This window comes from Nocardia sp. NPDC058658 (genome assembly GCF_042716665.1).
Lineage (GTDB): Bacteria > Actinomycetota > Actinomycetes > Mycobacteriales > Mycobacteriaceae > Nocardia.
In genome coordinates this window covers 42,382-54,933 of the sequence record NZ_JBHXRR010000015.1, presented here as the reverse complement: position 1 = coordinate 54,933, position 12,552 = coordinate 42,382, and the positions used below count along the sequence as shown (strand labels likewise).

The 12,552-nt window shown below is 68.6% G+C and carries 6 protein-coding genes; all 6 read right to left on the bottom strand.

The genetic code is table 11. The annotated features are described in order from the left end of the window. Positions 1-17: 17 nt before the first annotated feature. The 6 genes from ACFWUP_RS20725 to ACFWUP_RS20700 all read right to left on the bottom strand — a co-directional run bounded on the left by ACFWUP_RS20725 (position 18) and on the right by ACFWUP_RS20700 (position 12,538). Positions 18-1,469, bottom strand: a complete 1,452-nt coding sequence (locus ACFWUP_RS20725; protein ID WP_379236629.1) for a hypothetical protein — start codon at positions 1,467-1,469, stop codon at positions 18-20. A gap of 2 nt (positions 1,470-1,471) precedes the next feature. Beyond that, positions 1,472-1,780 (bottom strand): type VII secretion target, encoded by a 309-nt coding sequence (locus ACFWUP_RS20720; RefSeq protein ID WP_379236627.1) that lies wholly within the window; start codon positions 1,778-1,780, stop codon positions 1,472-1,474. A 45-nt stretch (positions 1,781-1,825) separates the two neighbouring features. Further along, positions 1,826-2,125, bottom strand: a complete 300-nt coding sequence (locus ACFWUP_RS20715; protein WP_379236625.1) for a YbaB/EbfC family nucleoid-associated protein — start codon at positions 2,123-2,125, stop codon at positions 1,826-1,828. 11 nt (positions 2,126-2,136) lie between these two features. After that, positions 2,137-2,466 carry a hypothetical protein gene (locus ACFWUP_RS20710; RefSeq protein WP_379236623.1) on the bottom strand — a complete coding sequence of 110 codons (330 nt, stop codon included), beginning with the start codon at positions 2,464-2,466 and terminating at the stop codon, positions 2,137-2,139. Positions 2,467-2,656: 190 nt separating this feature from the next. Then, a complete protein-coding gene (locus ACFWUP_RS20705; RefSeq protein ID WP_379236621.1) occupies positions 2,657-3,655 on the bottom strand; it encodes an ABC transporter substrate-binding protein in 999 nt (332 codons plus the stop codon). Between the two features lie 33 nt (positions 3,656-3,688). Continuing rightward, positions 3,689-12,538, bottom strand: a complete 8,850-nt coding sequence (locus ACFWUP_RS20700) for an amino acid adenylation domain-containing protein (RefSeq protein WP_379236619.1) — start codon at positions 12,536-12,538, stop codon at positions 3,689-3,691. Between the last annotated feature and the right edge of the window lie 14 nt (positions 12,539-12,552).

Genomic DNA, 12,552 nt, shown 5'->3' with positions numbered 1-12,552 from the left:
CTCCTGGATCTGGTGCGTCACACGGAAAGATCGTCCGGTGCCTCGTCGAAGACTTCCTCTTCGACACCGATGACGGGAAGTGCTCCTTCATTCATTTCGCCGACCAGTTCGTCGCCGTGTTGGCCGGTGACGAGCGCGGTGTGGTGGGCGTCCTGCGAGCCTGCGTCGCCCGCACGACGAGCCCCTGCCGCGGGCGCGGCGGCACCGGGCATGCCCGGCGAGCCCGGGGTGCCCGCACGACTGTTCGGGTTCGTCGATCCATCGAGGCCCGCGGTCATCGGAACGGCGGGACTGCCGAGGTTGCTCAGTCGTGCGCCCAGTGGCGATCCGGACAACGGACCGGGCGCGGCACCGCCGAATCCTGCTGCGATGCCGCCGGATCCGCCGGAGCTCGCAGAGGCGGGGCGGAGCGAGTCCTTCTCGCTGCTCGTAGTCGGGGGGACCGCCGAGAGGCTACTGTCCGGCGTTGTCGGTGTCGAAAGTGATTGCGCCGCAGACGTGGCGGCGTCGGAAAGCGAGCTCGCGGCCTCGGAGGCACCGCTGACGGCGTCGGTTGCGGCCGACACGCCGGTCTCGACCGCGTCGGCGGCGGTACCACCCAGACCGCTCAGGGCTGACGCCCCGGTCGAGACCAAACTCATCAGCGGTGAGACGAGGCCGATCAGCTCGGTGGCCACGCTCATCGCGTCGACGCCCTGCGGTGCGTCGGTGACCTCGACCGGTTCGCCCGCCGCGGTCATCTCGCCTGCTTTCGCGGTGAGGTCTGCCTGCGTTTTCGCGACGACGGCCTGGGCCTCCGCGGTGCTCTCGGTGGCCAGGCCGATCGCCCATGCCTGGCCGGGTGGCGTCCACAGGAACGGGCCCGCAGCCGTCATGGCCGCGAAGAACCGGGTGACGATGCCGCCGATTTCCGAGACGCCCTGGCCGACGGTCTGCGCTCCCTGCGCGACCAGAGTCTTGATCTTGTCGCTCTGGGCCGCGGCCTCGGCGCTGCTCTGCTGTAGGTCCGAGCTCTTGAGAGCCGCGGCGACCGAGCCGATGCCCTCCCAGAGTTCGGTGGCGGCTTCCAGTGCCGACGAGGCGAGATCGCTCGTCGAGGACAGCGCCTCGGAGGTGTCACTGAGCGAGCTCTTCGCGTCGGAGCCGGAACCGCTGCTGGTGTTGCCGGAGCCGAAGGCAGAGGCCATCTCGAGGACGGGTTCGATCAGGCCTGCGATGTCAAGCGGTGTCGTGGTCGCGCTGCCGTCGGTCGGCCGCGCAGACAGTTGGGGCAGTTGCGGTAGCCCGAGGGAGCTGAGCATGTCCGGGACCGATAGGCCGAGCAGTGGTGCCAGCGCGTCGCTGTCGAGTAGATCGCGGATGACGTCTTCGACCGTCTGTTCATCGGTTTCGGCGAGCGGCACCTCGGCGTTCGGATCATCCTGTGCCGCAGGAGCTTCGGACTCTGCCGGGATGTCGCTGTCGGCCATGCTCAGATCACCTGGCTCAGTGAGCCCGATGATGCCTGGTCGGTCGAGGTGTACAGGCCGGCGGCCTCGAAGGCGGTCACCGATGTGCCCGCGTGGACGGCGGCGATCTCACCGAGCGTGGTCAGGTGATTGCCCGCGGCGCCGGAGAAGGCCGCCAGGAAATCCTGGCCGATGAGGCCGAAAACCGGTGCGACAGCGGCGACCAGCGCGCCCTGTTCGAAGGCGGACGCGGCGACCGTGGACGCCATGCCGGCGTGCGCGCTGCCGAATTCGGCGATGGTGGAGTGGTCGGCTTGCAGACGATCGGCCATGAGGTAACCCCGGATCTCGAGAAGATGGTTGTGTCGGTGCCGGGCTCAGCCGGCGATTTCGGAATTGAAGTCTCGGACCAGTGCGGCTTGTTGTGCGAGGGCCCGGTCGGTCGCGGCCGCTGCGGCGGCGACCACCGCGGTCTCGAAATCGTTCGCCGCCATCAGCGCAATGCTGTCGCTCAGAACCAGATTCACGAGGGCGCCGTTGCCGTCCATCTCTACGACCACGGCGCCGTCGGCCGCCGACTCGCGGATCCGGATGGCGGCGAGACGTTCGGAGAGTTCTTGCATGCGGTACAACCTGCCGCGCACGCGGTGCATGAGTTCGTCCATCGAGTCGACCATGGTCGTTCTCCTCAGTTGGGTCGGACCCAGATCTGCGGCTCGGCGCCGAACTGTTGGTCGTAGGCGAGTTCGGCGGCCGCCACCTCGTCGCGGGTCGGCAGGCCGGTGGCGGCGAGGGCGGCAGCACTCATCCCCGCGGCTTCGAGCGCTGCCCTGCGCAGCAGTGCGGCGCGGTCGGCAGCCTGGCGGCACAACAGCACGATTTCCGCGGCCAAGTGCGCGGGATGCCGGTTCAGCTCCTCCTGGCGGATGCGCAACCGCACCGGCTGTCCGAGCTCGGTGGTGCGCACCGCGATGTTGCCGGATGCCGCGACCGCGACAAAAGTTTCAGAGTTCCCCACCACTGCCCTCCCCAAAGATCTTGTTATGTATAACATCTCGGGATCCAGAGGGTGAGGTCGAACGGGCGGCTTCCGGAGAATTCGAATCCGCGTTACCTGGTGTTCGGTAAGACCCGGACCCGTCGGTACGTCGATGGCGAAACCTCTTGTCGTTTCGCCATCGACGGTCAGGGCCGCTGCGTCGTAGGCCCTACTTGAAGCGCTGCGCCAGCAGGTCGAGCAGTGCCATGGCACCTCGGTAGTCCGGGCGCTTGCTCGCCACCGGCAGGTCGTAGACCTGGTTCTTCTGGAAGGCGGGCAGGAGGGCGTGCGCCGGATCCTGCTTCAGTCCGGCGATGTCGCGGCCGCCGGGGAGGGTGATCATGAACAGCACCGGGGCGTCGACGACGGTGCTCAGCAGTTCGGGGCTGAAGGTCACCCAGTCACCTGCCTCGGCGCGGGGCGGGTTGCCTGCCTTCGCCTCGATCTTGTCGTCGACGGTGAAACCGACATCGGAGAGCAGGGTGGCCAGCGGGGTGTTGGGGGCGAGCAGGATGGCCTTGCCGTCGGGTTGGGACTGCATCACGGCCGTGGCGCCCTGCGGCAGCTTCAGACCCGATTTCACCTGTGCGACTTGGTCTTTGTAGGCGGCGATCATGCCGTCGACGTTGTCGGGGCGGTTCACGAAATCGGCCACCGACTTCAGCTGGTCCTGCCAGTTGGCGAGGTTCGAGGGCACCAGTGCGGTGGGTGCGACGGCGGCGAGCTTGTCGTAGTTCTTGATCGTCTGCTGGCCGGGCCAGCCGGGTCCGCCGCCGATGATCAGGTCCGGCTGCTGGGAGGCGATGAACTCCAGGTTCAGGTCGTCACCCGAGGGCACCGCCACGGTGCCTTGTTCCTTGGCGTCCGCGGCCCAGGCCGGGGGGAACTCGCCGGGGTTCAGGCTGACGCCCAGGATGCGCGGGTCCGCGGCCTTCACCTTGGCGTCCAGGTCGAAGAGGTATCCGGCGAGGGCGCCGTTGAGGACTACGACCCGCTGTGGGTTGGCGGGGACGGTGACGGGGCCCTTGGCGGTTTCCACCTGGCGGGTGCCGGTGTCGGTCGGCTGGTCGGCGGTGGAGTTGCCGCAGGCCGCTGCCGTCGCGGATACCGCGACGATCAGGAGTGCGGCGGCGGCGCGCATGCGTGCCGTCATTCGGTGAGATGACATGAAGGGTGTTCCTTTTCTTTCTTCTGGGGAGGTTCAGGTGCGGATCGCCGGATCCACATCGAGGAGGGCGGCGACCTCGAGCCAGCCGGTCGGGGTCGCGATGTCGTTGTGCGAGTAGGGAAGCCGTCGAACCACCAGCTGTGCGCCGGCGGCCCGCCATCCGGTCAGCTGGGCATGTACGCGTTCGGGTTCGTCGCCGGTGTCGGCGCAGTACAGGGCCATCGGGCCGCTGTAGTGCGGGGACTGCGACTCTGTGACCATGCGCAGTAGCTCGGTCGCGGCATTGAGGACCACTACCGCCAATTCCGGTGCGTACTCGGCGATTTCGGGCAGCAGTGCGTCCATTCCGGAGGGGTCGGCCAGGGTTGCGGCGGCGCGGTCGGTCAGGTTCGACAGTGGGTGTGAGTCGAGCAGGCCGACGTAGGCGACCTGTTCGCCGTCGGCTTCGAGGATCGCCGCGATCGAGTGGGCGAGGTTGCCGCCGAGTGAGTAGCCGAGCAGGTGGTAGGGGCCTTGGGGCTGGATTCGGCGGATGGCGGTGAGGTAGTAGTTCGCGAGATCGTCGAGTGTGCGACCGTCGAATTCGCGGCCGGTGAGCTGGGGCATCTGGAGGCCGATGATCGGTCGCTCGGCACGGAGTAGTCGGGCCAGTGGCGCGTATTTCCATGCGGTGCCGCCGATTTGGTGGATGCAGAACAGGGGCGGGGCCGAACCTTCGGTGCGTAGTTCCAGTACCGGATCGAGGCGGCGGCCCATGCTGGCGAGACCGTCGGCCGGTCGCGATGTGCTGGGGTCGACCGTGGCGATTCGTGCGGCGAGACCGCGCGGGGCGGGGGCGGCGAAGACGTCGTCGAGCACCACCGGGAGGCCCGCGCGGGTCAGGCGGCCGATCAGGCGCACGGCGAGCAGTGAGTGTCCGCCCTTGCCGAAGAAGTCGTCGTCGGCGCCGATTTCGTCGACCGACAACACCGCCGCCATGGCCTCGCGGATGGTGTCGAGCGGGCCGCTGACCTGCGTGGTGGCGAGGGTCGCGGCCTCGATCGGCGCGATGACGGCGGCGGCAGTGGCGGGTACGGCGTCGGCCCCGGTGCGTGTCGAGTTGGACCTGGCACGCGGGGCAACGGCGGCGTGCGACGGCGAACCTGCTGTCGCCGACTCAGAGCACGTGCTCAGGCGGTGCCCAGCGGTCGAGACGGGCGCGGATTCCGGCGCGGGGAGTTCGCGTCGGGCGATCTTCTCGGTCGCGGTGCGCGGAACGTGGTCCAAGACTAGGAATGCGGCAGGAATCATATACGTGGGCAACATCATTCGGAGGTGATCGCGGACGGCTGCGGTGTCGAGCACGGCCCCGGACTCGGCGATGAGGTATCCGACCAGGCGCTGGTCACCGGGGGTGTCTTCGCGCAGCAGCACCACTGCCTGGGCCACTCCGGCAACCTGGAGCAGCGCCGATTCGATGTCGCCCAGTTCGATGCGCTGGCCGCGCAACTTCACCTGGCTGTCGGTGCGGCCGACGTACTCGAGTTCTCCGTGCGGGTCGAGTTTCACCAGATCGCCTGTGCGGTACATTCTTTCGCCGCCGGCATGCGGGTCGGCCACGAAGGCGGCAGCGGTCAGGTCGGGTCGGGTCAGGTAGCCGCGGGCCAGCCGGACGCCGGTCATGTACAGCTCACCGATGGTGCCGTCGGGAACCGGCTGCAAGCGGTCGTCGAGGATGCGGACCGCATCGGCCGGCGCTCCGACCGGGACCGATGCAGTGTCGGCGTCGACGGTCTCGTGGAAGGTGAAGCCGATCGCTGCCTCGGTGGGACCGTAGAAGTTGTACACAGCGGTCCCGGTCAGCGCGCGCATGCGCTGTGCCGTCGCGGGCGGCAGCACCTCGCCGCCGGTGAGAACGCAGCGCAGATCCGTGCACTCCGACAGGTCGGCTTCTTCGACGAGCACGGTCAGCATGGAGGTCGTCATCCACATCGCGGTCACCCGCTCGGAGCTCATGAGCTGGGCCTGGTAGTAGGGATCGCGGTGTCCGCCCGGCTTTGTCAGCACGATTCGGGCGCCGACGTGCAGGGGTAAGAGCATCTCCATGAGTGAGGCGTCGAAGATCGGTGGGGTGCGGTAGAGCATCGTGTCGCCGGGGCCGAGTCGGCATTCGCGTTGCAGCCATTCGAAAGTGGAGATGATGGCGGCATGCGAGAGGCTCACGCCCTTGGGCGTGCCGGTGGAGCCGGAGGTGAACAGCAGGCAGGCGGTGTTGGCGGGGCGCAGCGGTGCGAGGCGGTCCGCGTCGGTGAGTTCGGTATCGGCGAAGCCGCCGGTATCGGCCTCGTCGAGTGAGTGCAGAACCAGTGCGGGTGAGGCGGTTTCGAGAATTCTGTCGATGCGTTGCGCGGGTTGTTCCGGATCGATCGGTAGGTACGCGCCGCCCGCCCGGCAGATGGCGTGTGCGGTGACGACCGAATCGATGGTGCGCGGCATGGCAACGGCCACTACGGTTTCGGGTCCGATGCCGCGCGAGATAAGCCACCGAGCAAGGCGATTCACCTTGGAACCGAATTCCCCGAAGTCGATCGTGACGCTCTCGGCTGTGATGGCCGGCATCGCCGGGTCGACGGGCGTGCCCCATTCCGCCAGGGTTTCGCCGCTCGGATCCGCCTGTTGGATGGCGGGGCGTGCGGTCGATGCGGGTGGTGTGAGCGGCGCGAGGAACGCCCCGGGATCGGTGTCGGTGCTGGTCAGGGCGGTGAGGATCGCGCCGATCCGTTCGGAGATCTGGGCGAGCGTGGTGTCGAGCACGGCGGCGCGGTCGTACCAGATCACCAGGTGCAGGTGGTCACCCGGCGGGGCGATGAGGGTCATCGGGTAGTGGGTGTTGCCGTGATTGTGGAAGTCGCCGCGGCGCAGCTCGTGCGACTTCGGTTGTTCGGCACCGGAATGCGGGAAGTTCTCGAAGGCGACCAGGGTGTCGAAGAGGGTGCCGATGCCGGTGATCCGTTCGATCTCCGCCAGGCTCGCGTGGCCGAATTCCTGCATGGCGAGCTGGTTTTCCTGCAGTTCGGCCAGTTGATCGAGCAGTGCGCGATGCTGGTCGAAGGTGCACCGCACCGGCACCGTGTTGGCGAACAGGCCGACCATGCCTGCTACGCCCGGCAGTTCGGCGGGTCGGCCGGAAACGGTTGCGCCGAACACGACGTCGGTGCGTCCGGTGAGTGCGGCGAGTACCAGCGCCCAGGTGCCCTGGACCAGGGTATTCATCGTCAAACCGCGACGACGGCCGAGTTCGGCCAGTTCCGTGGTGAGCGATTCGGGTAGCGGTACCTGCCACTGCTGGAACTCGCGCTCGCGGAAAGTGTTGGTGCGCACCAGTGTTGGCTCGGTGAGCCCGGCCAGCCGCTGTGCCCAGGCCGCGCGGACAGCGTCGCGATCGCGGGTGCCCAGCCAGGACAGGTAGTCGCTGTATCGGGCGGTCGAGGGGAGTTCGTCGCCGTGGTAGACGGCCAGCACCTCGCGCAGGACGATCGGCGTGGACCAGCCGTCGATCACCAGGTGATGGGTGTTGAGTACCAGCCGGTGCGCGTCGCCGGGTATGCGAATCAGGGTGGCGCGCAGCATCGGTGACCGGTCCACCGCGAAACGGTGTTGGGTCGCTTCGACTTCCAAGCGGTCGGCGGCGGACTGTGCGGTGCGCAGCGGCAATGCCGACAGATCGACCTCACGCCACGGCATGGCGACCGAGCGGGGGACCGCCTGAACCGGCTGGTCCAGGCCCTCGTAGTGGAAGGCCGCGGCCATGGTGGGGTGCCTGCCGACGACGGTGTCGAAGGCCGCCGACAACCGGGGACCGTCCAGCGGACCGTGCAGGTCGACGCGGGCGCTCAGGGTGTAGGCGTCGTCCGCGCCATCGCGAATCGCATGGAACAGCAACCCTTCCTGCAGCGGCGACAGCGGCAGCAGTTCGGCCAACGGGCCGTGCGTCGCCTCCAGTGCGTCGATGGTCGCCTGGTCGACGGGCAGGTCGCAGTCCGACGGCGTCAGACCTCCGGGGAACAGCTGCGCGTGCGCGGCGAACGCCTCCAGCGCGCGTTCGAAGTGCCGCTGGAGTTCGGCGACCTGGTGGGCGTCGAGAATCCGGCCCGCTGCAGTCCACTCCACCGCGAGCCCGGGGGCGAGGGTCTCGCGGGCCCGGCCTTCACGGACCTCTTCCAGTGCACCGGGCTGTCCGGCGGTGTTCTCGTGCACGAAGACATTGAGCGAAAGCACCTCCGTGAGTGCCTTTTCCGGCGGTTCGGTCACCGCGAACGCGTCGTGTTCGGGCAGGCTCCAGCCGAGCGCAGCACCGCCTCCGAATCGTCCGAGATAGTTGAGCAGCAGCTCGGGCGCGCGCCTGCCAGCGAACCGCGGGGCGGTCTCGGGGTCGAGCCGGCGCAGCACGCCGTAGCCGGCACCGTTGCCGGGGACCGCCCGCTTTGCTTCCTTGACCGCGCGCAACAGCTGCCCGGCCGCCGCGCCACCGGCCATGGCGTCGGCGAGACCGTCCGGGTTGTCGATGCCGGTCGCGGGCGTCCGGACGGGGAACTCGCTGGTGAACCAGCCGATGGTGCCCGCGAAATCGGTGTCGGCGCGCAACGGTTCCCGACCGTGCCCCTCGACGGTGACGGGCCGTCCCGACTCGAGCGCCTCGCCCCGTTCGTGGCGCCAGGCATTGACCGCCAGCATGAGCGCCGCGAGCAGCACTTCGTCGGTTTTGGCCCGATAGGCGGCAGGCAACTTGGTCAGCAGTGCGTCAGAGATCTCTGGTGCGGCGAAAGTCCTTGTCCTTTCCGCGCTCTCGACGAGATCGATGGCATGATCGAGCACGCGTTCACCCAGCGGAACTACCGACCCACCGCCGAGGGCGTGCTCCCAGTGCGCCAGCTCCGCCCGATGATCGCCCGCAGCGCCGGATTCGGCGAGCAGGCCGGCATAACGCCGCCACGAACTCCCCTTCGCGGACAGTCGCGCCGCACGCCTCTCTCGTGCCGCTACACATGCCTCGTACAGCTCGGGCACCAGAATTCGCCACGAAACCCCATCTACGACAAGGTGGTTGGCGACCAAGACCAGGCGGTCCGCGCTTCCCTGTGCCGTTCTGACCAGCGCGGCGCGGATCTCGATCCCCGTGGCGGGATCCAGGCCGGCCGCGAGCTCGGCCGCAACCGTCGCGACCAGTGCATCTACTGCTGACATTTCCTGTGGGACTGTGGAATTCGAATCCGCGGCCTGCAAGAGTTCGCGACCTGGTCGCGCTGACGTGGCATGCACTGTCGTATCCGTCGATCCGGGCAGCACCGTCTCGCGACACAGGTCCGAGGCGCGCACCGTGCCGACGCCGGCGACCTCCAGGCGCGGCCCGGCCGCTGTTTCGTCGAGGATCAGGCGCAGGGCATCGTGGCGGTCGAGCAGGGTTTGGAGGCCGGTGGTGAGGTGTTCGAGGGTGAGGTCTTCATGGAGGGACATGGCGGTCCACTGGGCGTAGCCGGCGATGGCCGTGTGGCTCGGATTCGCCTCCAGTAATGCGGCCACCATGGGCGGGATCGGGACGGGGCCGGTCGCCTCGTCCGGGGCCGGGGTGTCGGCCTGGTGTTCCACCGTCTGGGCCGCAGCCGCGATGAATGCCAGGTCACGTTGGGCCAGCAGGGTTTTCGGCTGCACGACCAAGCCGAGTCCGCGCAGGCGGCTGCTCACGCCGATGGCGGTGATGCTGTCGCCGCCGAGGCCGAAGAAGTCGTCGGTGGCGTTGACCTTGGCTACGCCGAGAACCTCGGCGACGACACCGCAGAGCGCGCGCTCGTTCTCGGTGCGGGGTGGGCGTCCGGTCGAGGTCAGCTGGGGGGCGGGCAGGGCGGCGCGGTCGAGTTTGCCGTTGACGGTGGTTGGGAGAGAGTCGAGCACGACGAGGACCGAGGGGACCAGGTGATCGGGGACCACAGTGGTCAGGTGGTGGCGCAGTCGGTCGGCATCGAGGGTGCGGCCCGCTTCGGGGACCAGGTAGCCGACCAGTCGGGTGCTGTCGCCGGACGTGCGGATGGTGGCTGCCGCAGCGGCCACGCCGGGCAGTGCGCCGAGTGACGCTTCGACCTCGCCCAGTTCCACGCGGTAGCCGCGCACCTTGATCTGCTGGTCGGCGCGTCCGAGGTAGTCGTAGCCGTGGCCGGGTAGCCAGCGCGCACGGTCGCCGGTGCGGTACATGCGCTCGCCGGGCGTGAACGGATCGGCGACGAACCGCTCGGCCGTCACGACCTCGCACCCGAGGTAGCCGCGCGCCAATTGCGGGCCGGACAAATACAATTCGCCGATCTCGCCGTCCGGGACGAGTCGCAGCGCGCCGTCGAGCAGATAGGCGCGGGTTCCCGCGAGCGGACCGCCGACATGGGGGAGCTCCCCGGTCACCGGTGCGCTGAGCGCGTCGACGGTGGCCTCCGTCGGGCCGTACATGTTGCGGGCGAACACCTTTGACGCGGCGATGACAGACCACAAGCCGGGCGGGGTCGCCTCGCCACCGAGCAGTAGCAGCTCGGGGCGGTGCGCGCCGTCGAGTAGGCCGTTGTCGATCAGGGCGGTCGCCATCGACGGGGTGGTGTCGACGACATCGATGCGATCGGCACGCAAAGCCGCGACCTGTGCGGCGGCGTCCTTCTGAATCTCGCTGTTGTACAGGTGGATCCGGTGTCCGGAACACAACCACAACAGCTGATCCAGCGCTGCGTCGAAGGCGAAGGAATAGGTGTGCGCGACGTGCAACTGCCGTCCGCCCACCCGCTCGGCGGTCTCGGCGTAGACGGTCGAGCGGTGGTGGTGCAGTAGCTGGGCTATCGCACCACAGGAGATCTGCACGCCCTTGGGCTTGCCGGTCGACCCCGAGGTGTACACGACGTAGGCGAGATGCGCGGCCGAGCGTGGCGCGGCGAGTTCGGCGGCGGTCACTGGATCGCTCGCCATGCGGTCGAGTGTGTCGCGAACCTTGTTGTCCGACAGTCGGATCAGCGCACCCGAACCAGGCCCGCGTTCGGCGCTGCCGACCTCGGCATTTCGATCAGCGGCGGCCTCGAACAGTCCGTGGGTCGACAGCTCATCGGCGAGCGGGATGAGCGGCCGATCGGCGAACATCGTGTGTGCCACGGTGTCGTCGGTGAGGATCAGCGCCGGTGCGGCGTCGTCGATGATGTCGGCGAGGCGTTGGGCGGGATGGGTGATGTCGAGCATCAGGAAGGCCGCGCCCGCGTGTTGGACCGCGAGCAGGGCGATCACCAGGTCAACGGTGCGGGGGAGCGCGATGCCGACGATGCCCTCCGGACCGACGCCGAGGCCGCGCAGGTATCGCGCGAGTCGGTGGGTCCGCGCGCCCAATTCGGCAGCGGTGACCTGCTCGTTGTCGTCGACGAGCACGATCTCGTCGGGCCTCGTCGCGACCATGTTGTCGAAGACCTCGACCAGGTCCGCAGGGCGACCTGGCAGTGCGGTACTCGCTCGTTCGACGGCGATACGCGCGCCGAGCGCCCCCGGGTACAGGCCGATCGCGCCGAGCGGTCGGTCGGCCTCCTCGACCAGGTCGGTGATGAGCGTGACCAGCGCATCCATCCGTCGTCGCACGGTGCCGGCGTCCATGGACCGCGCGTCGACCTCGAAGCCGAGCTGGATCCGGTCCTGCGACAGCGGAGTGACCGTGAGCCCCAGCTCCTCCGGCGGGCCACCGGCGACATTGCGCAGCGTGCCGGTCGCACCGTCGAAGTCGAGGGCGAAGTCGAACGCCTTGAGGTTGATGCCGATGCCGTGCAGCAGGGCTCCGGTCTGCGCACCGCCGAATTCGCGGGCCAGGTCCTCACCGCGGAATCGCTGGTGGGCGCGCATTTCCCGCAGGGCATCGGCTACTCGCTTGCCGAGTTCGCCGAGGCGATCCGAGCCCGAAACCGGAATCCGCAGCGGTAGTACGTTGACCGCCATGGACGGCGTGGTGAGCGCGGTCTTGCCGACGCGGGCCATCACCGGCAGCGCGATGACCACATCGGTCTCGCCGAGCAACCGGTGCACGAACCCCACATAACCGGCGACGAGCACATCGGCCCAGGTGATGCCGATCGCCGTGGCTGCCGCCTTGACCCGTGCCACGAGGTCGGCGTCGAGGACTGCGCGGATCTCGTGGGTCTGCTCGACCACGCCTTCGGGTGCCCGGCCGCGACCGTCCAGGGGTGGCAGCGGAGTGAGACGGTCGCGCCAGTAGTCGCGGTCGTGCTGATGTGCCTGGCTCGCACGGTATTCCAGGTCCTCGTCGACCAGCGTTTCGATCGAGCCCCACCGCAGACTCGGCACGTCGGCGCCGCGACGCAGCGCGGTGTAGTGGGCGGCGACCCGGCGCGACACCATGGCCGCGCTGTAGCCGTCGATGATCAGGTGGTGGTAGAGCTGGATGCACCACACGTCGTTGTCGGTGAGGCGCAGCAGCGTGTAGGTGTAGAGCTGGCGGTCGGTCATGGCCCGGCAGTAGGTGGCGGAGCGTTCGCGTTCGGCCGCGACCAACCGGTGCGCGGCGGCGATCGGGTCGGTTTCGCCGCGCAGGTCGACCAGCGGGCGAAGTTCGGGGTCCAACTGGGTGATCCGCTGACGCGGGCCGTCCGGTGTGTCGGCGAATCGCAGTCGCATGGTGTCGGTTTCGGCGATGGTGTGCCGAATCGCGGTGTCCAGCAACGCCACATCGATGGGCTCGGTGCCGGCGATCTCGAGTACCTCGCCGACCGTGTAGCTGAGCGAGTCGGGGTCGAGACGCTGGGCGTTCCAGATGCCCGATTGCGCTCCGGTGAGCGGCAATCCGGGATCCTCGGCGCTCACGTCGTCCCGATCCACCGAGCCCACAGCAACTCCTTCAT